This is a genomic window from Anabaena sp. UHCC 0187 (assembly GCF_009712035.1).
Lineage (GTDB): Bacteria > Cyanobacteriota > Cyanobacteriia > Cyanobacteriales > Nostocaceae > Dolichospermum.
The window spans coordinates 63,816-84,296 of record NZ_VILB01000001.1; the positions used below are offsets into that span (position 1 = coordinate 63,816).

Below are 20,481 nucleotides of genomic sequence, written 5' to 3' on the forward strand. Positions count from 1 at the left end.
CAATATATCTTGAAAATACTTAGGGTGACTCTGGCAGGGTTTCTAGAGGTGACTTTTTCACTGATTTTAATGTGAGTTTAAGTTTTGCATTTGCTTTAGTTTCTGTTCCTATTTGGGTGTTTATTCTATCTTCACCAATTTGCCATTTTAATTGTAAGTATTTTGTCATGGCTTGAAATCGCTGCTGAATAATCACTGCTGGTTCGGTTGCTTCTTTGTTAACTATCACTTCCAGATTTAAATTAGGATATTCCTGTAAAATTTGTCCAGCCTGGTCTAAAATCTTAGTATTAATTGGCGTTACTAATGATTTATTTCTTTCAAAAGAGATAATTCCTAAATCAGTGCTTATTCTTTGCATAGAAACTTTAGCAGACTGATAATCAAGCTTACTTCTAATATTGTCTGCCACAAGAATTTGAGCATCTCTATCAATATTTCTTGGACTCAGATAAATTAACCGAATTCTTAATGGTTGGAGGGGACTGGTAATTAACTCATAATCAATTAATTTCGCTGGCTGGGGCAGTTGGATATTACCCAAAGAAGATTCAACTTCTTGAGAAAAATTTGCTTGGGACTGAGCAATATTAATCACAGGTTCAACGGGCTTTTTCTCGGCTAATTTCCGTAAAAGTTCGTTTGATGCCGTGGGAATTTCAACTAACTTAAAACCTAATAATTCTGGTGATTTATGCAAACGTTCTGCTAACATTTGAATATAACTTTTTTGTTCTTCTTGTGTATATTCTTTACTACTAAATATCTGAAGTTGAACTGTCAATTTATTCTTTTGCTGTAAAGTAGAAATATTACTGATATAAGAACGTTGTTCACCATTGGGAAAAGTTGCAAAGTTTTTCTGCCATATTTCTGTTGCTGCTCCCCGAATTGTATTTTCCTGTTGTTGTAAAGCAATTTCTCGCCTGAGTTGGTTGAGAGATTGATTGAGAGGAAAACTAATGATGCCAATGGTAGTAAAAATTAATAAAAATCTGCCTGGTAAACTGCCAATCTTTTTGATCTTATTGTATGCAGGTAATTTCTCTAAAATATTCTGCATCCACAAACTTTCTTTATCTGTTGCCCGCCATTCCTTAACTTTTGCTTTGACATAATTATTATCAATATCTAAACTCAAAAATACCAGCATAGAGGTAAAAGTAATTGCTACTAAGTTGGTAAAGAATAGTAATCCCCCACCACTAGCTACCTGTAGCCCTTTCACGGAATCTAGGCTAATTGCTATACCAATACCATAACCAACTACACATAAGGGTGGCATTAAAGCTACGGCAATAGCTACACCAGGAATTGAAGTTGCTACCCCTCTTGGTTCTTTACAAATTGCCACTGAACCCACAGCACCGGAAAATAAAGCAACTACCAAATCTAAAATATTGGGACGAATTCTAGCGGCAATTTCGCTAGTCATTTCTTTAAATGGTAATAAGGAGACAAGTAATACAGCAAAGGAAATAGCTACAATACAACTCAAAACCAGATTGACAAGCGCCCGCATAGCTAAGATCACATCACCGGTAGCTAATGCTAGTCCATTGGCCAGAATACCTCCCATTAATGGAGAAATTAACATTGCCCCAATAATTACCGCTGGACTGTTTAACACCAATCCCAGGGTAGCAATACCGGCTGCAAACAAAACCTGAATCCAATAACTGACATCTTCCAGGGTTACGGATCTACATATATCCAGGTATACTTGTTCTTTACGAGCTTGACTAATCCCCAAGTTGTTTGCAAACTTATCTCGAAACATATTTATTTAAGTGCTGACTAGATTCAGTTATCAGTGAAAATGAAAATTGATAATTTTTTCTCTAGTTTACTACCTTATTCGTTTTACCAAAAAGGTTAACCTAGCTACTACAAAAACCTTCTATGACTCAAGACCTAACACAAAAATGGTTAACTGAAATTCAGTCTCTGACGCAACAGATGACGCAATTTCAGCGGGAACGAGATGAAGCTTGGGAAAGTTCACAAAAATGGCGACAACTTTATAACACCGAAGCAGAACAACGGCGTGCAGATGCAAAAATGCACCAAGAAGCCATAGTATCTGTCAAAGCTGAAGTAAAAAAGTTTTCAGGTATCAATTCTGAAGCAGGTGCTGACAACACTATAGCTATTCAGCAACAAATTGCCCAATTTAATTCTATAGAAGAGCTACAAACCCAATTATTAGAGGTTATTCAAGAACGTGATTGTCTATTACAAGCTTTGAAACTTGAACAAGAAAACCACGCTCAAACTCGGAAAAGTCTAACTACGGCTTTAGGTGATGCCATTGATAGTTTAGCTAAAGCCCGTTCTGAAGGAGAGGGAACAGGTAACAGGTAAGAGGCAGGGGGCAGGGAATAGGTAAGAGGCAGGGGGCAGGGGGCAGGGGGCAGGGAGAAGATGTTTCTCAATTACCAATTACCAATTACCAATTACCAATTACCCATTACCTATTTAAAATCCCATTGCTTCAGCTACAGCTTTAATATCTGCGGGAATGCCCTGTTTAAATTGGGCATGACTGTGTTTAATGGCTGTATCTGGGTCTTTTAAACCATTACCAGTGAGAACACAGACTACCGTTGCCCCAGTGGGAACTTCGTCTTTTACCTGTAACAATCCTGCCACAGAAGCCGCACTAGCAGGTTCACAGAAAATCCCTTCCGATGATGCTAATAGACGGTAAGCGTCGAGAATTTCCTCGTCAGTGACAGCCCGGAAACTGCCTTGGCTGGCTGTTTGGGCTGCTATAGCTTTATCCCAACTGGCTGGATTACCAATTCTAATGGCTGTGGCTAGGGTTTCAGGATGTGCCACTGGTTGACCATTTACTAAAGGTGCAGCGCCAGCGGCTTGAAAACCCATCATTTTCGGTAGGCGATCGCATTTACCATCTTGATGATATTGACAAAAACCCATCCAATATGCTGTGATATTGCCCGCATTTCCCACGGGAATACACAACCAATCGGGAGCATCACCTAAAGCATCAACAACTTCAAAAGCGCCAGTTTTTTGCCCTTCTAAACGGTAGGGATTGACAGAATTCACCAAAGTGATGGGATATTGATCTGCCATTTCCCGGACAATTTCCAGGGCGCGGTCAAAATTGCCTTTAATTGCCAAGACTTCAGCCCCATAAAGTAACGCTTGGGCTAACTTACCCAAAGCCACATAGCCATCAGGAATCAGCACAAAGGGTTTCATTCCCCCACGTCTAGCATAGGCAGCAGCGGCGGCGGAAGTGTTCCCAGTGCTGGCACAAATCACAGCCTTAGCACCTGCTTCTGCTGCTTTAGAAATTGCCATGGTCATCCCCCGGTCTTTGAAGCTACCAGTGGGGTTCAGACCATCATATTTGACATACACCTTGACCTGTCTGCCAATACGCTCGGCGATCGCTGGCACGGGAATCAAAGGTGTGTTACCTTCCAACAGTGTCACCACGGGGGTTTTGGCGCTGACAGGCAAGTATTGACGATAGGCTTCTATCAGCCCTGGCCAGGGTTGGCAATGAGATTTAGCAGCAGACAGGCTCAAAGTCACGGGATTTTTAAATTTCTTAATTAAGGATTTGGAATTGGGAATGCTTTCGGTATAAGTATCCCACTTTTCAAGTCTATATGTTAGTTGTGGAACAGCGTCATAATGATCGGAGTCCCTTATCACTACATTTGTAACCTATTAGAGTATATGATGAAAACTATACAATATTTTAACAAAGCTTAAGATTAGTATATTATAGTATAATCTCTAATGGTGTGAGCTAAGTTTGTAATGCCAACAACTATGTCTACTATGTCATCCAGTGTTTCCGAATGCGAATCCCACGCTAACTTAGTCAAGAAGTTAACAAGGGCCTACTATCGAGACGATCAGCAAGCGAAGTTCATAGACTTGCAAGCAGAGGTAGATTCCCTTTTAGAGCAATTGCAAAATCTCAAAAGCGAACGAGTGGAAGCTCCTAGCGACGAAGAATAAATTACCTATCGGGTAACTATTCAAATCCCTGATTAGTTTGTGACCAACGTTGCAGACTATAGCCCTGTTTCTTTTCTACCAGTAACGCTAGAGATTGGTCATCAGTAAGTTGAGCGATCGCTATTAGCGTTTGCTGGTTTGCACGGGCAAAATCACTATAAATTACTTTGCTATCCGCCGACAAAATCACAGTCCGGGGACGTTTTTCCTGTTCTCCTGGCTTGGAGTTATTACCATCGGACTGATTTAAAGATGCTATAGCTGTAGCAGAAATGGTCAGGACAATCTCCTGCTGTTGATCATTAGTTAAATCAGCCAACTGAACTGGCCAATCAGCCATTTTTGCTCGCATTTCCTGTAAATCAGGAATAGTATTAGCAGTAATATCACCTGATTGTTGTAAAGTTCGCCAGATGGTTGGTAGCATTGACTCTACTAATTGGGGTTGTTGTTGATATAAATCTTTGACAGATATCGGTGAAGGTTCTACCCATTTTAAAGCATCCACAGTTAGGGCTAAAGGTTGAGGTTGGAGAGACTTAACCTGACTTTCAGGAAGACTAGAACCAGCAACTAACAGGCTTAAACCTTGATCATGAACTTGTACAGCTTTAATAGTAACAGTAGTAACTTCTTGTTCTCCATTAGGTTTCCAGACAATAATTTGCATACTTGGGTCAGACCTAATACCCAGAATTTTTCGCCAAAATTTTCGAGGTTGATTCTTGAGTTGGTCAAAATTAGTAAATGGATAACGTAACCAACTTGTACCATCTTGAAATGCACTAACTTCCACCTGATACCACACTTGATTATTAGTAATTTTCAAATCAGTTTGCAGAGATATTGGCAACCAATCCTGCTCATTAATCTGACTAATTTGGTGTACAGTCCCAATAATGCGACTTTTATGATCATTAATTGTGTCATCATCAAGTTTAGTTAAAAGACCTTGAATATAGTTCAATGTTTCCGCGTCAATATTTGGTTGTGCTTGCAACCAAGCATTAGTTCTTTCTTCCCCCCGTTGGACTTTAAAAATTAGTGCTACCCAAGCTAAAACCGCCCGACGATTGGGATTGAGTCGCAAAGCTACAGCAGCCCGATTCCAAATTCTCCCTTTATCGGTTTGTAGTAAATTAGCAATTTCTTGAGCATAACCAGGTGAAGTTTCAAATACCTGTAAAGCCTTTTCCCAACGACCATCAATAATATCTGCTGTCACTTGTTGATTAGGACTTGCCCAATTTTTATCAGCTTGACTTTTCGTTAATTCCGAATGTAAACGAATTACATCTATTTGTGCCTGTGCTGCTGCTGAAAAAGGCTGTTTACGCTGTTTTTCCATAGATTTTAACCATGTAAAAGCAGGAGTCCAGAGTCCATTTCTAGCTAATAATAGAGATTGTTGAAAAGCAAATTCATTAACTGCGGGTTTCTGGAAGTTAATCGCTTCTAAATAAATAGAATTAGTAACTAACTGACTAGGTTTGACTTGATAGACTTGCAAATTTGGTTCTATATCCACCGTTTGATCAATAATTAACTCTTTTGTATTATTACCCGTTATCTGTTGCCATTTAGGTAATTGCCCGTTACGGGTTTTCCAAAGCAACATCTGTTGTAAACTTTTTAAAGTAGGATTATAATGGACAATTTGACCATAGATAATATTATCTTTCTCCTTTTTGTGTTCACCCCGCAAATAAAACCAAAATCCTGGGGACAGGTTAGCATCTACAAAAGCTTTCACCTTAGTTAAAGGTAAATATATCGGTGCTTCCTGATTATCAGATTCAGAAATGGCTGTAACTGAAGGGGACTCTATAAAAGTTTTTGATAGCCCAATAATAGGCAATTTGGTAATTAAATAGTAATATTTTTCTGACTGAAATTTATATTCTAAATCTTGGGAAAGTTGATAAATCCTCAGTTCTACCAATTCTTGACAATTAGATTGGCAATTAGTCCGTTTTTGGAAAATTGGTAATAAAAAAGAATCTTCTGACTTACCATCTAAAGGCATAATTTCGCCAGCTAGGCGTTGTTTTTGCGTTAAACTGAGTTGAATAGCTGGGAATGTTTGGGGTATTTCCCGCTTACCTGTAGATATTTTTGCCCATTTTGGTAAATATTCATTCACCCAGCTAATCTGTGCGGGGTTGAAGATAAATAAAACACTAATCCAACCAAAACCAATAATTGCACCAGCAATGCTAAACAAGAGACTCAGCGCTAAAGTAGAGGACAACCAACTACGCCATTGAGAACGTTGTGACGTTTTTTTAACATTCTTCTTTGTGACACCTGGAGAAGCCTGATTCAGCTTAGTATCTTTTGGTCTGCGTTTGCGGGGTTTATTCGTCATCTGACTATCACTAGCACTGGTAATTTGAGGTTGTTCAAAATCATCAATGATAGATTTTGACAAACTTTGTGCAATTTTGCCAGTGTAATCGTGTAAAACTTAAAACTTCGTGGAGATCCCCGATTCTTGAAGAAGTCGGGGATCTTATGATCTTATTGTTGATTAATAATATAGGAATCATAAGTGATATTTGATAGCTTGCGTGGCGTAGCCATAAAATTTTAAGTATTGTAGGTTGGGCAATGCCCACCGTAGGGAGTTTTTGGTGGGCATTGCCCACCCTACGTATATTTCAAAAATAAAATATTAGTCCTAGAGAAAATGGGTATAGTTTTTTTTCCTAAATTATCAACAGGGGAAAAATAAGCAATAAAAAAGGTTTGGTTGACAACCAAACCTTGACTTAAATCCAGTGCATAACAACATCCCGAATTAATCTAACCTGTATGATCTATTCTTCGCATCTTCCTATAGTATGTATGCAAATTTCCTAAAATCTGATAAGAAATCATAATTTATAGCCAAAAATAAAGGACGGGTTTGATCCCGTCCGCAATCATAGCTTGAAAGTAGTAGTACACCTTAAAATTTCCAAAAATATTATGAATAGAATTCAATAGGTTGTGAGGAGAGGAAATGAAGCCAAAAATAACAAGAACGTGATTTAGTTCTTGCTCGTTTTGCCAGCATTATCTATCCATACAATTATTTAAACCTATCATAGATATATTTTTTCGTCTTGCCAAAATGGCAAATTGTAATGGGTAATTGGTAATTGTCAATTCTTTTTACGGGATAAATCCAGGAAATTCGCTAACTTGTAAACTATGCGCGCACCAACATTACCATCCCATTCAGCATCACCAACTTCACAAACATCAAAACCAATAATTTCTCTACCACTATTTGCTACTTCCCGGAATAGACAATAAACTTGTTCTAATTCCAGTCCTCCAGGAACAGGAGTACCTGTATTCGGGCAAAGTTTAGGATCTAAACCATCAACATCGAAGCTAATATAAACTTTTTCTGGTAAATGACTGATGATTTCTTGACATAAATCTAGCCAAGTTTTACCAGAATATAGTTGTTGTTTAATGGCTGAATCATAATAACCAATAATCCGATCATTTGATTGATTAATTATTTGCACTTCATCATGACAAATATCCCGCACACCTACCTGCACCAATTTAGAAATTTGCGGTATTTTCATGGCATTGAACATAATTGAAGCATGGGAAAATTCAAATTCCTCATAGGCATTACGTAAGTCTGCGTGGGCATCAATATGTAAAATTCCCCAATCATCATATTGATTAGCTAAGGCTTGGAAGTAACCTAATGGTGAACTGTGATCACCACCAATGACAGCAACTCGTTTACCTTGATTCATTGCTGCTTGAGACTGAGTAAATAACCATTGATTTACCTGTTCTCCGGCTTGGTTAATGGCTGCAAGGATAGGAGTTAAATCTGGTGAATCCGTGAGGGATTTACCTTGGGCTTGACGTTCAATAATTTTCGCTGCTTCCTGACGATAATAGTTATTTTTTTCAATCATTTCCTGGGGAATTTCTCCCATAAATATGCCCTGTTTCCAACCATCAGGATGATCAAAATCAAATAAATCTATTTGCAAGGAAGCATCTAAAATCCGCTGTGGTCCGTTCGCAGTTCCTGCACCATAGGAAACGGTGACTTCCCAAGGGATAGGGAAGATAATTAAATTAGCAGCATCATAATCATGAGGTAATCCGAGGAAGTTACCATTTATTTCGGCTACGCTATTGGGATTATATTCTTGTAGTTGGTTATTCATTGCTGAGAGGATTTGATAAATTTAAATTACAAAGATGCAAAATTACAATTATAGAGTTTTTAGTGATAATCCTGTTCCCTGCTATATAATATTTCTTTGCATTTAGATTAAGAACGACGGGCATTTAAACAACACCATTCTTTTCTTTTCCAGAGAGTAGCCACAATCCAACCATTCTGTTCTAAAGCATCAGCAACAGCTTTGGATTGTTCAAGTAAAATACCACTGAATATACCCCAAGTTGTAGATTTGGTAATTGCGGTCATTTCTGGGAGTAATTCAATAATTACATCAGCTAAAATATTACAAACAATACCATCTACTGGCCGATCAATTATTTTCCTGACCATGTCTACACTCCCTTCAATGGGGATTAAACAATCAGGACGGATATCATTAAGAGCGCGATTACTAAAAGTGGATCTTACCGCTAAAGGATCGTTATCAACAGCATAGACTTTACCAGCACCTAATAATATTGCTCCAACCCCTAGAATACCTGAACCACAACCAATATCGGCAATAACTAAAGGTTCTCGTTTTTCTTCCGTACCTACAAAGGATTGGGGAACTTCACTGAAGCGCATTTCTAGGGATTCCAAACATAATTGAGTGGTAGCGTGATTACCCGTACCAAATGCTACACCCGGATCTAAACGAATTACCAACCGATCTAAGGATTCCGGTAAAGGTAGCCAAGCGGGGTTAATGAGGATGCGATCGCCAATTTCTTCGGGTTGCCAATGTTGTTTCCAGCTACTAGACCAGTCTTCCTCGTCAATTAAACCCCAATGGAGCATGGGTGAAGGGAGTCCTACACATATTGCATCTTGACGCAGCCATAGTGATAAGGCAGCTAAATCTAATAATTGTGCTTTAAAACTAGGCAAATAAGCCTTGACTAATGAGACATTGCCTTTAATTTCCACTGCTGTACCACGACAGCCAAAGTTTTCTAACCGCCAAAATATAGTATCTTCTAAATCTGGTTCAGATAAAATATTCAGTTCCCACCAAGTGTTTGCCATAGAATTTTAGATTTTAGATTTTAGATTGGTAAAAACAAACTATGATTTTTATGACTAGGATAATTAAGATAATCATCCTAATCAAATAAATCACAAAAATCATAGTTAAAGATGATTTTTATAATTCTCAAATTATTTAATCATCTTCATCAAATAAATCCCAAAAATCACAGTTAAAGTGCGACTGTATAAGCGTCCCGAATGCCGTCTACTTTTTTAATTTCTGTTAAAATGCCATCGGGTAAGGGATCATCAATGCTCAGAGCCATCACAGCATCACCACGCACGATCTTCCGACCTACCTGCATACTGGCAATATTGACATTGAAACTGCCGAGTAGAGAACCAAGTTTACCAATAATACCTGGCATATCCCGGTGTAGGGTAAACAGCATATATTTGCTAGGAGGGACATTAATGGGGAAACCATCAACGTCTGTTAAGTGAATTTCCTTGTCACCCAACAAAGCACCAGTAACAGAATGTTTACCTAAAGTCCCCGTGGCTTCTAGATGCAATGAACCAGCATAATCTCTTGCTGAAGCGTCCCTTGTTTCAATGACTCGAATTCCCCGTTCTTTGGCTTCTATGGTAGCGTTGACATAATTTACCCGTTCCCGCAGGGCTTGGTAAAGTAGTCCTTTCAGGGCGGCGATAACTAAGGGTTGACTTTTATTAGTTGCCAGTTCTCCTTGTAGTGTAACATTAAGTGTTTCCACTCTGCCACCTGTGAGTTGACCAACTAAGTTCCCCAAGGTTTCCGCTAATTCCATGTAAGGCTTGAGTTCTTCTAGGATATCGGGACCAAGTCCAGGAATATTCACAGCGGAACGGGCAGGTAATCCTAATAACACATCCCGAATTTGTTCAGCCACATCTATGGCTACATTCACTTGGGCTTCGGCAGTGGAAGCACCGAGGTGAGGAGTAAGAATAACATTTTTACCGAGCGATCGCAATTCAGAATCACCTAAGGGTTCAGAATCGAACACATCCAAAGCAGCACCAGCAATTACACCATTTTTAATTGCCACTGCTAAAGCCGCTTCATCTATAATGCCACCACGGGCGCAGTTAATAATTCTGGTGGTGGGTTTCATTAACGCCAAAGTTTTAGCATTGATGATGTTGGCAGTTTCCTTAGTTTTGGGAATGTGCAAGGTGATATAGTCGGCTTGCTGGAATAGCAAATCTAACTCTACCAATTGACAACCTAGTTGTTCGGCTCTTTCGCTGGAGATAAATGGATCGTAAGCTAGGAGTTTCATACCCATTGCTCTAGCTACACTGGCAACATGAGAACCAATTTTCCCTAACCCGACAACGCCGAGGGTTTTTTTGTATACTTCCGAACCAACAAATGATTTGCGATCCCATTCACCACGTTTTACTGAAGCGTTAGCATCAGGAATGTGACGAGATAGGGATAACATCATGGCTAAAGCGTGTTCTGCGGCAGCAATGGTATTACCTTCGGGAGAATTGACGACGACAATCCCTTTGCGAGTAGCTGCGGGAACATCAACGTTATCCACACCCACACCGGCACGGCCAATAATTTTTAATTTGGTGCCAGCTTCTATAATTTCTTGAGTAACGCGAGTTCCTGAACGGATCATCAGCGCGTCATACTCACCAATGATGGCTTTGAGTTCATCTGGCTTGAGGCTGGTTTTGACATCAACGGTGGCAACTTGGGAAAGAATATCAATACCAACTTGATCAATTGGATCTGAGACAAGAACCTTAGACATAATAACTTGATTTTGGTTGACAGGGTTTGCTGTACAAGACTTTTTAGTTTAGTGCTTATCTGTGGCACTTGTGCAAAAATTATCTATTTTTTGAGGAGTCAGGAGTCAGGAGTCAGGAGTCAGGAAGAATAAAGAAGAAAGAAGAAGTTGGAAAAAATACAAATATTCTCCTTATTTACCAATTAGCAAACTTTGGTAAATTCTCCTTTCTCCAGATAACATCTCTTTTTCTATTTGTCTTTACCTCTAAAACCCTAATTCCCGTTTTTGGTAATTGCTTTAACCTATTTTTCAATTCCTCCCAAGAATTAACTAATTCATGTTGCACATTATAAGTAGCGCATAATTGAGCAAAATCAATATTTTGAGGAGTGGCAAAAAACTCTTCAAAGGGAGGATTGAATTGAGCAATGGGTAACATTTCAAAAATACCTCCTCCATTGTTATTAATTAAGACAATCGTTAAATGTCCAATAAATTTATTTTTAATTAAAAAACCATTGGTATCATGTAATAAGGATAAATCTCCTGTTAACATTACACTACTTTGCTGATGATGTGCAATTCCTAAAGCTGTGGAAAGTGTCCCATCAATGCCATTTGCACCCCGGTTAAAATAAGGGTTAATTTTTAAATTATTGGGTTTCCAGAAAAATTCTATATCTCGCACTGGCATACTATTAGCAATAAATAGGGGTGTTTCTGGTGGCAGGATTTGGGAAATTAACCAAGCGGTTTTACTTTCAATTAATTCATCTAGATTTTCAAAATAATCATCAATATTTTTTCTGACTTGCTTTTCTGCTTTACACCATTTTTGTAAATATTCACTTTCTGTTAACTTCCCAATTTCCAATTTCCCAATTTCTGTGACTGACATTCTTAAATGTCTAGTTTTTCCATGTAAAGGATCTAAATTTTGATCACAATTATCAATTATCAAACGTTGCGGTTTAGTCGTATTTAACCAATTGCGTAATTCTTTACTTGTGGGCATTTCTCCAATTTGAATTACCATTTCTGGGGTTAATTCTTTCTTCAGTTGCTGATTTCTGAGAATAATATCATAGGTAGAAATTAAGTAGGGATTTAAGTCTGCGTAATTTCTCACAGGGGAAAGTCCTTCAGCTAAAACAGGCCATTGGAGAGATTGACTTAAATGTGCGATCGCTTTACAATACTCTTCCGGGTCTTGTGGTTGAGCTACACCAGCAATAATAATCCCTTTTTGCTGATATGTAATGGGTAATTGGTAATGGGTAATTGGTAATGGGGTGGAAATTATTCCCGCAAAGAAATCTTCCACATCTAAAGTAAAATCCGTACCATCGGGAATGGGCGCGAGGGGATCACGAAAGGGTATATTTAAATGTACTGCGCCGGAATTAGGAAATTGACAACGTTCCCAAGCGTGAATTACCGTTTGTCTGAGATAACCTAACATTCCTATATCTACGGAAGGTGTAGCTAATTCCCCTTGCCAATTGGGATAATTACCGTATAATTTTACTTGGTCAATAGTTTGGCCAGAATGACAATCGCGTAATTCTGCTGGTCTATCGGTGGTTAATATTAATAAAGGTACGCGACTTTCCCTAGCTTCAATTACCGCTGGATAAAAATTTGCTCCCGCAGTTCCCGAAGTACAAACTAATACTACAGGTTTTCCCGTTGCTTTAGCTCGTCCCAACGCAAAAAAAGCCGCTGAACGTTCATCTAAAATCGGAATAGCTTCAATATGCGGTATTTGTTGGACAAAAGCCACAGTTAACGGTGTAGAACGAGAACCAGGACAGATTACAGCACAATTTAAACCCAAACGTTTCAGGGTTTCAGTTAATACATAAGACCAAAGTTGATTAAGATTATTAAAAGTAAGCTGCATTGATTAGAGATTATGGACTGTATTCATTTAACAGGAATTCGTTGCTACGGCTATACTGGGTTTTTACCAGAAGAACAGGTATTAGGACAATGGTTTGAGGTAGATGTTAAATTATGGTTGGATCTTTCTCAACCTGCTAAAACAGATAATATTGAACATACTATAGATTATCGCCGCACCATTGGCTTAATTCAAAATTTGGTGAAAACCTCAAAGTTTGCATTGGTGGAAAGACTCGCTGGGGCTATAGCTGATGGTATTTTAGAGGATAGCGACGATATTAATCAAGTTCAGGTGATTCTTAGTAAACCCGCTGCACCTATTCCTGATTTTACTGGCAAAATTAGTATTGAATTGACTAGAAGTAAAGTCTAGTATGTGAAAAACTTTTCTGTCAGAATCAGGATGTCCAGGATTTAAGGATTTACAGGATTTTTGGAATACACATATTCCAACTTCTTCGATAAATTCGGGATTTATTGCTAAAATTGCGGTTTACCTGTAGAACAGTTAGAAAATTTAGGTGCTGCGTTGTTTAATATTTCCGAAGTTGCTGATTTAGTAACTTGGTTAAATCAACAAAATCATTAGAACTAATAATTTGTGGTGTTGGGTTAAGAAACCCAACCTACTTTATAACCTACGAAAATGCAAAATTGGCATAGCAAATAAACCCCAAGCCAAACCAGTAATCAAACCAAAAGGAGTAACAATATAATTATTAAAATCCCATAAACCGAAAATCTGCGCTGCTAATTCCAACGGATAAGCCATCATCAACACACTAGCAAAAGCCGCACCAGTCCAACCATATTGACTTAACCAAAAAACACCTTTTCCATTAGTTAAACCATACAAAATTCGAGTTATCAATAAACCTGATACCGTTCCATAACAGCGCATACAAACCGCCATAATAAAAGGTGGAGATAACTCCAAACCCATAGTAGGCTGCGGACACACATGATTACCCATAAAGTAAATAATGTCCGCAATCCCCGGAAGCAAAAACACACCGGACGCAGCCAAAAAAGGAGCAAGAGGGGGACCAAAAACCATACCAGCTAACAGGAAATCAGCAAAAAAACTCACCCAATTAACCCGTAACCCTCTTAACAAAACTACACTTTCCATATTCTCTCTGCGTCCTCTGCGCCTCTGCGGTTCGTTCCCTAACTTATATTAGCAACATAAGGACTCGTTAACTTATCCAACTGCTGAGTTAACAAACTGAGGAATAAACCCACATCTGTAACCACACCTACAGACTCTATTGAACCGCGATCGCTCAACTTTGTCACCACAGCCGGGTTAATATCCACACAAACCATCTTCACACCTGCGGGAGTCATATTCCCCACACCGATAGAATGCAGCATAGAAGACAGCATCAAAATCATATCCGCACCTTCAATGATTTTAGAATATTCCTGTTGTGCTAAAATCAAGTTCATTTGGGTATCGGGTAAAGGACCATCATCCCGAATTGAACCAGCGAGAGAAAATGGAATGTTATTTTTCACACATTCATACATCACCCCACTTTTCACTACTCCCGCTTCTACAGCTTTAGCAATGCTACCAAAACGGCGAATAGTATTAATAACCTTCAAATGATGTCGGTGTCCACCACGTACAGCCACACCCCTCTTCATATCCACACCCAGGGATGTTCCTAGCAGGTTTTGTTCCATGTCATGAACAGCGATCGCATTTCCGCCCAAAAGACCTTGAACATAGCCTTCTCGCACCAAGCGACAGAGATGTTCACCACCACCTGTATGAATTACCACGGGTCCAGCAGTGACAACTACTTTACCGCCACTATCCTTAATTTTACGTAATTCCCAAGCCACTTGTTCGACGACTAATTCCACCCGTCTTTCGCTGGAAACACCGGAAGACATAAAGCTGAATTCTTGGGAGTTGCGTTGTTCTCGTGATTCGGCTTTGCGGACGGTGCGGATACCAAAGACATCAACAACTACTTTGTCGCCGATTTCTAAATCACGGAGGAGTTTACATTTTGCTACTATACCATTGGCAGTTTGAGAAATAGCGATCGCCCCATCCATGCGTTGATTTTGGACTTTCAGCCATTCCCCATTTACCCGAATTTCAGTCGGATAAATCGTGCTTACATAGAAATCATCAGGAGCTACACCCGCTTGAATGACAGGTTCTAACTTAGTATCGCGCTCATCTTGGGGTAAATCCACCGCACCCAAATCAATCAATTGGGAGATGATTTCTTCCATCACTTCGTGAGATGGTGCAGATACCCTCACCTCAGCCGCAGATGTACTTTGACGTTGTTCTCCCAAATTGAATTTGAGAACTTGGAAACTTCCCCCCATTTCCACAATCAAATCTAAAGCGCGGTTAATCAAACCTGCATCTAGCAAGTGTCCTTCCATGCGAATGACACGGCTTTCTACAGATACATTAGCGTGAATTTCCTCACCAATAGGTTCTGTTACCCGCAAAGTCAAGCATTTAGCCGCACCACCAGCTTTGAGAAATTCTGTTAATGGTGTTTCAATGACTTGGAAACCAACTTCCGCTAACCGTGATTTTAAACTCTCACTGGCTTTGTTCATAATCACGATGCTATCAACATTCACCGCATTACAAGCGAAGTTAACAGCATCAGCTTCTTCAATAGCAATTCGCTTTTCTGGTGCGACGCGCATTTCAATCACGCGGTTAGAGTAGGAATCAAATGCACCGGGATAATACAGCAAATAACCATTTGCCAAAGGACAGAAGCAGGTATCAAGATGATAAAAACGCTCATCCATTAAGCGCAGAGAAATCACCTCAATGTCCAGCCATTTAGCCAAGTAGGGGTGAGAATCTAATTCTGACCGAAAACCATATCCAGCCCATAACCAGCGCCCTTCTCGGTCTAGGAGTGCGTCACCAGCACCTTCAAAGGGAAGGTCTTTGGGAAGTGTGTAAACATTATAACCATTTTGTTCAAACCACTGTTGAAAATACGGTTCTTCACCCTGACGTTCTTTATGTAAGAAGCGGCTGAGAACGACGTTTTCACCAAGGACTAAACCCGCATTGGCACTGAATACCATATCAGGCCAGCCTTTTTCCGGGGCAACTAAATCAACAATGGCGTGATTTTTGATAACATTGTATAATTTATTCCATTGCTCTACGGCGCGATCGCGTGAGGACTTATGAATATTCCCTTCCATCCAAGGATTAATCACATAATCCACATCATAATGGTCAGGAGCGCACATCAAAAAACGAATTTGGGAAACCATAAAAATCTTACTAACTTCTAAAATGCTACTAATGTCTTCTGGATACAGAGTTTTGGTGATCCAATTCTGTCAAATCTGCTACTTAACCTCTACCTTTTGCTCTTGGTAGGCTTTACAAGGATATCGTTATTATTCTATTACTACTAGGGACAATGTGAGCGGTAGGAGGGAAATGGTTGTGTTTGAATGCAATATTAACTTGTTAATTGATGGGTGACTCTGATTGTTGGCTGGACTTGCTCTACAATAATTAAATTATGGAGTTTTTTATTATGCCCCCTACCCTAAAAGCAGTCTATCGTAACGGCACATTCATTTTGGAAACAGCCTGTAATTTACCTGAAGGTTCTGAGGTGGAATTACTCATTCAATCAAGTTCTATTGTTTCACCTCCCATTTCCGATGTAGAAAGCAAACAACGTTTTCTCAATCTTCTAATTTCACGAATGCAGCAAAATCCAATTCCATTAAATGCACCTTGTTTCACACGGGAGATGCTGCATGAACGCCGTTGATACTAATATTTGGATTAATGAAACATACAATATCAGCAATCAAACTCTTACTGAAGCCATTTTGGATTAGTTGAATCAACTTTAAAAAAATCTATAATCTTTTCTTTTTCAGAATCACTAATATCATCTTTAATGTTTTGTATAAATTTTTCTTCAAGTCTATTATTAGCACTTTTTACAAGCCTATGCATTCGTTTCGATAGTTCATATATAAATTTATTAGTTAAAACGATATTTTTTCCAGAAAACTTACTTAACTGATTCTTCTTAACTTTTAGTGCATCTGGTCTTGTGATAGTTCCGGCTGTATGAACTATAGAGTGGCGTAATTGCCAAAGACATTCCAAATCTTCTATATCTTCAGAACTATAAAAATTAAGATTATCAAACCCAAAAGCTTTTATATATTTATTTACCTGATCTGGAGTGTGCCATCCTTTCAAAGTATCAGCTAGTATAACTCCTGTAGATGCACTATCTTCTCCTCTATATGCCAGCAGATGATTTGAGCCTATTTGTACAACTCCCTCATTATCTTTGTACCGACTATCCACATTTCTAAAAAATTTATCTCCGTTGAAATCTTTTAAATATACACTTCTCTCAAAAACTCCTGCGAAAAGATATTTTTGGTATGTTTCAAAATGCCCCATCAGAGACGCTAAAATTGAATTTAAGAAAATCTGAATCATTACATGACTTTCTTTAGTTAGTTTATTATATGCTTCAGGAGATTCCGGGTCAGGATACCTGGGAAAATTGCTTTTACAATGCTCAATAGAGTCTTTAGCATTCATACAAAATTTTAGAAAAGCAGTAGCAGGACAATTAATATAATCTTCGTGTTTTAAATGTCCTTCTGCTTCGTTAAGAAACAGATATTCTTTTATGGGCTTTTCTCCGATCATAATTTAAGTGCTTTGATACTAAACAGTATTATTTTTATCATTATATTCTAAGGTTAAATTTTAGTCAATTTCAATGAAAAACCTCTCGTAATTCAAAATAATAGCTGAGTGGTGTTTGTGTGACACCGTAAATGGTGCTATAGTAGTGTCATGTCTACCGCACCACTACTTCATGTTGTTATAGATACTAACGTTGTATTCGAGGGCTTAACAAAACAGGGATGCGCTGCTGGTTTGGTCGTTGATACATGGTTAGCTGGTTTACTTGTAGTTCATGTTTCTAATGCCTTAGCTTATGAATATGAAGATGTTTTGTCTCGTAAACTCTCAGAATCTCGTTGGTACAAACTGCAACCCGTTTTAGGGACATTGCTCAGTTATGCTCATTTCACAACAATTTACTACACATGGCGACCAAGTTCACCAGATGCAGGAGATGATCTTGTAATTGACTGTGCTATGAATGCAGGTGCAACAGTTATTACATCTAACATTCGTGACTTTCAAAATGCAAAACAATCTTTAGGTTTACCAGTTATGACACCCACACAGCTAGTAATTAAATTAGCCTCTGGAGAAATTTAGCAATGAGTAGATTAACACTGAGATTACCAGAAACACTACACCAACAGTTAATCCAGTTAGCTGAAACTGAAGGTGTTTCTTTGAATCAATATATAGTTTATGCTTTAACTCGTCAAGCCGTATCCACAGAGTTTATTCAAGCAACACCAGAAAAAGAAATAATTGAGCAAGAACAGAGTTTTAAAACACTGTTACAAGGTTTAGGAACAGCTTCCAAAAATCAAATTAAATCAGTTTTAGCTGAACGTGAAGTAGTACAACCAGAAGCAGAATTAACTCCTGAAATTATTACTTCTCTTCAACAAAAAATAAGTAATGCAACAAGAGTTTAAAACAAAAAACAAGTAATGGTGGGTTACACCGTTGCTAACCCACCCTACCAAGATTGAAATATTTGCTGTTATGAAAACTTACTTGTTAGGTTGAGGAGTCATCCGCAAATAAGGTTTAATTTCTTCATAACCTTTAGGAAACTTAGCCTTGAGGACTTCAGGATCTTTCAAAGAAGGTACAATCACCACATCTCCACCATCTTTCCAGTCTGCGGGAGTAGCAACGCTGTAATTATCAGTTAATTGCAGAGAATCAATGACGCGCAAGATTTCATCAAAGTTGCGTCCAGTGCTGGGAGGATAGGTAAAAGAAAGACGGAGTTTTTTATTGTTGTCAATAATGAAAACTGAACGCACGGTGACAGTAGCCGCTGCGTTGGGGTGAATCATATCATAAAGTTCAGAAACCTTACGATCTGGATCTGCTAGAATTGGGTAATTAAGAGTGGTGCTTTGGGTTTCTTCAATATCCCCCACCCAGCCATTGTGAGATTCTACATCATCAACGCTGAGAGCGATCGCTTTCACATTGCGTTTGTCAAATTCTGGTTTTAGTTTGGCAACAGTTCCTAGTTCGGTGGTGCAAACTGGTGTAAAGTCAGCGGGGTGGGAGAATAGCACTACCCAGCTATCACCAGCCCAGGAGTAAAAGTCAATTTCCCCATGGGTAGAGGCTTGAGTAAAGTTAGGTACTGTATCACCAAGACGAAGAGTCATGCAAGATTCCCTGTATTTTAAAAAGACATTTATATTCTACTGTGACATGATCACATAGAAAGCCAATTATTCCATTGGGCTGTCGCGGTTTGCAACAAAATTTTAAGTTTATTAAGAAATAACCTCTTGATATGCTTGAATCATTTGCAGGGCGATCGCATCCCAGCTAAAATTTTGTAAAGCGTATTTTTGGGCATTTAATCCCCGGCGTTGAAGTTCTTCGGGATTTGCCAAAGCAGTTTTTAATAAATCCACAATTGAGTTCACATCTGTAGTTCCCACCCAACCAGACTCACTATCTATCACTTGCTGATATATATGCACTTGGTCAGAAATAACCACAGGTGTTCCTGCTACCATGGCTTCAGCGACAGCAATGCCAAAATTTTCGTAATAAGAAGGTAATACAAATAAATCCGCAGCTTTCAACAAACTTCTTTTCGCTTCTCCCGTGACAAACCCTGTAATTGTCGTCTGAGAATTTAAAGGTGAATTGGCAATTTGTGATTTAATTTTATCTTCATAAATTGGATCTTGAGGATTTGTCCCTGCTAAAACAAAATGAAAATCAAAACCTGCTATTAATAATTTCTCTAATGCTGGAATTAATAATTCTAAACCTTTTTTAGGATCAATACGAGACATAAATAAAATCACAGGTTTATGACTAGGAATATGCCATTGATTAACTAAATCACTGCTATTTTCTAGGGGAGGAATCACACCCAAAGGAATAACTAAATCTTTTGTAGTTACTCCAAATCTGTTGGAGATTTTAGACTCTTGGGCGCTAGTAAAATGAATTGCTGCTGCATTTGCTAAATTATCATGTTCTATCAATTGCACATAAAGCCGTTTTAATTGTTTTTTCTTTTGTAAATCAGCAGGATCTAGAGTTCCTAAAGGACGTAAAATATAAGGTAACTTTTGTTGACGACATACTATAGCTGCGGCACTACTTATAGGAGAAAACAAGGCATGAATATGGGCAATATCAAACTCATTAGCGTGTTTTTTTAACCATTTTAATAAATCCAGTGAAAACTTATATCTGCGAAATGGTGAACAACGAAAATAAATTATTTCATAACCATCTTGTTTGATTGGCTGATTTAAAGGGACATTCAGGGGTTTTTGTCCAGAATCACCATTACTATCGGTGGTGAGAATGGTAACTTCTACACCTGCTTTTACCAATGCTGGGGCTAATCCTAATACCATTTGACTAGGACCACCATAAATCAGAGAAATTGAGGGGAGAATTTGGAGAATTTTCAT

At 38.6% G+C, this 20,481-nt stretch carries 18 protein-coding genes and 1 pseudogene; 7 read left to right on the top strand and 12 right to left on the bottom strand.

All coding sequences use genetic code 11. The annotated features are described in order from the left end of the window. Positions 1 to 19: 19 nt before the first annotated feature. Positions 20 to 1,780, bottom strand: coding sequence for a DUF389 domain-containing protein (locus FJR11_RS00340; RefSeq protein ID WP_168501746.1), 1,761 nt, complete (start codon positions 1,778 to 1,780; stop codon positions 20 to 22). Positions 1,781 to 1,902: 122 nt separating this feature from the next. On the opposite strand from FJR11_RS00340, the gene FJR11_RS00345 reads away from it, so the two are divergent. Further along, positions 1,903 to 2,364 (top strand): hypothetical protein, encoded by a 462-nt coding sequence (locus FJR11_RS00345; RefSeq protein ID WP_168501747.1) that lies wholly within the window; start codon positions 1,903 to 1,905, stop codon positions 2,362 to 2,364. A gap of 114 nt (positions 2,365 to 2,478) precedes the next feature. On the opposite strand, the gene thrC is transcribed toward FJR11_RS00345, so the two are convergent. Beyond that, a complete protein-coding gene (gene thrC, locus FJR11_RS00350; protein ID WP_168501748.1) occupies positions 2,479 to 3,570 on the bottom strand; it encodes a threonine synthase in 1,092 nt (363 codons plus the stop codon). 231 nt (positions 3,571 to 3,801) lie between these two features. Between thrC and FJR11_RS00355 the strand changes: the two genes are divergently transcribed. Further along, entirely contained in the window at positions 3,802 to 4,005 is a 204-nt protein-coding gene (locus FJR11_RS00355; protein WP_254444634.1) for a hypothetical protein, read from the top strand. Positions 4,006 to 4,021: 16 nt separating this feature from the next. On the opposite strand, the gene FJR11_RS00360 is transcribed toward FJR11_RS00355, so the two are convergent. The 5 genes from FJR11_RS00360 to menD all read right to left on the bottom strand — a co-directional run bounded on the left by FJR11_RS00360 (position 4,022) and on the right by menD (position 12,862). Further along, on the bottom strand, positions 4,022 to 6,436 hold the full coding sequence (locus FJR11_RS00360) for a hypothetical protein (RefSeq protein ID WP_371417415.1): 2,415 nt from the start codon (positions 6,434 to 6,436) through the stop codon (positions 4,022 to 4,024). A 715-nt stretch (positions 6,437 to 7,151) separates the two neighbouring features. Further along, positions 7,152 to 8,195: an agmatinase family protein gene (locus tag FJR11_RS00365; RefSeq protein WP_168501749.1), complete on the bottom strand. Its 1,044-nt coding sequence runs from the start codon at positions 8,193 to 8,195 to the stop codon at positions 7,152 to 7,154. A 107-nt stretch (positions 8,196 to 8,302) separates the two neighbouring features. After that, a complete protein-coding gene (gene prmA / locus FJR11_RS00370; protein ID WP_168501750.1) occupies positions 8,303 to 9,223 on the bottom strand; it encodes a 50S ribosomal protein L11 methyltransferase in 921 nt (306 codons plus the stop codon). 173 nt (positions 9,224 to 9,396) lie between these two features. After that, complete coding sequence (gene serA, locus FJR11_RS00375; RefSeq protein ID WP_168501751.1) at positions 9,397 to 10,977, bottom strand: phosphoglycerate dehydrogenase; 1,581 nt, start codon at positions 10,975 to 10,977, stop codon at positions 9,397 to 9,399. A gap of 175 nt (positions 10,978 to 11,152) precedes the next feature. Then, on the bottom strand, positions 11,153 to 12,862 hold the full coding sequence (gene menD, locus FJR11_RS00380) for a 2-succinyl-5-enolpyruvyl-6-hydroxy-3-cyclohexene-1-carboxylic-acid synthase (protein WP_168501752.1): 1,710 nt from the start codon (positions 12,860 to 12,862) through the stop codon (positions 11,153 to 11,155). 12 nt (positions 12,863 to 12,874) lie between these two features. Between menD and folB the strand changes: the two genes are divergently transcribed. Then, positions 12,875 to 13,237, top strand: coding sequence for a dihydroneopterin aldolase (gene folB / locus FJR11_RS00385; protein ID WP_168501753.1), 363 nt, complete (start codon positions 12,875 to 12,877; stop codon positions 13,235 to 13,237). A gap of 129 nt (positions 13,238 to 13,366) precedes the next feature. After that, positions 13,367 to 13,453 (top strand): annotated as a pseudogene (locus FJR11_RS00390) (DUF4351 domain-containing protein); the annotation flags it as partial. Between the two features lie 42 nt (positions 13,454 to 13,495). Here FJR11_RS00390 and FJR11_RS00395 read toward each other — a convergent pair. Both FJR11_RS00395 and FJR11_RS00400 read right to left on the bottom strand, forming a co-directional pair. Continuing rightward, positions 13,496 to 13,996 (bottom strand): DUF2085 domain-containing protein, encoded by a 501-nt coding sequence (locus tag FJR11_RS00395; RefSeq protein WP_168501754.1) that lies wholly within the window; start codon positions 13,994 to 13,996, stop codon positions 13,496 to 13,498. Positions 13,997 to 14,034: 38 nt separating this feature from the next. Beyond that, the gene (locus FJR11_RS00400) at positions 14,035 to 16,146 is read right to left on the bottom strand and encodes a TIGR00300 family protein (RefSeq protein WP_168501755.1); all 2,112 of its coding nucleotides are present in this window, start codon (positions 16,144 to 16,146) and stop codon (positions 14,035 to 14,037) included. Positions 16,147 to 16,418: 272 nt separating this feature from the next. Here FJR11_RS00400 and FJR11_RS00405 point away from each other — a divergent pair, with 272 nt between their 5' ends. After that, complete coding sequence (locus FJR11_RS00405; RefSeq protein ID WP_168501925.1) at positions 16,419 to 16,661, top strand: antitoxin family protein; 243 nt, start codon at positions 16,419 to 16,421, stop codon at positions 16,659 to 16,661. Between the two features lie 47 nt (positions 16,662 to 16,708). Here FJR11_RS00405 and FJR11_RS00410 read toward each other — a convergent pair whose 3' ends face one another. Next, complete coding sequence (locus FJR11_RS00410; RefSeq protein ID WP_168501756.1) at positions 16,709 to 17,569, bottom strand: hypothetical protein; 861 nt, start codon at positions 17,567 to 17,569, stop codon at positions 16,709 to 16,711. A gap of 150 nt (positions 17,570 to 17,719) precedes the next feature. Here FJR11_RS00410 and FJR11_RS00415 point away from each other — a divergent pair, with 150 nt between their 5' ends. Both FJR11_RS00415 and FJR11_RS00420 read left to right on the top strand, forming a co-directional pair. After that, positions 17,720 to 18,154, top strand: coding sequence for a putative toxin-antitoxin system toxin component, PIN family (locus FJR11_RS00415; protein ID WP_168501757.1), 435 nt, complete (start codon positions 17,720 to 17,722; stop codon positions 18,152 to 18,154). Positions 18,155 to 18,156: 2 nt separating this feature from the next. Beyond that, complete coding sequence (locus FJR11_RS00420) at positions 18,157 to 18,486, top strand: YlcI/YnfO family protein (protein WP_168501758.1); 330 nt, start codon at positions 18,157 to 18,159, stop codon at positions 18,484 to 18,486. A gap of 78 nt (positions 18,487 to 18,564) precedes the next feature. Here the strand turns inward: FJR11_RS00420 and FJR11_RS00425 are convergent, their stop codons facing one another. Together FJR11_RS00425 and hpsP are read right to left on the bottom strand one after the other, a co-directional pair. Then, positions 18,565 to 19,203: a peroxiredoxin gene (locus tag FJR11_RS00425; RefSeq protein WP_168501759.1), complete on the bottom strand. Its 639-nt coding sequence runs from the start codon at positions 19,201 to 19,203 to the stop codon at positions 18,565 to 18,567. A 111-nt stretch (positions 19,204 to 19,314) separates the two neighbouring features. Next, positions 19,315 to 20,481, bottom strand: a complete 1,167-nt coding sequence (gene hpsP / locus FJR11_RS00430; RefSeq protein ID WP_168501760.1) for a hormogonium polysaccharide biosynthesis glycosyltransferase HpsP — start codon at positions 20,479 to 20,481, stop codon at positions 19,315 to 19,317.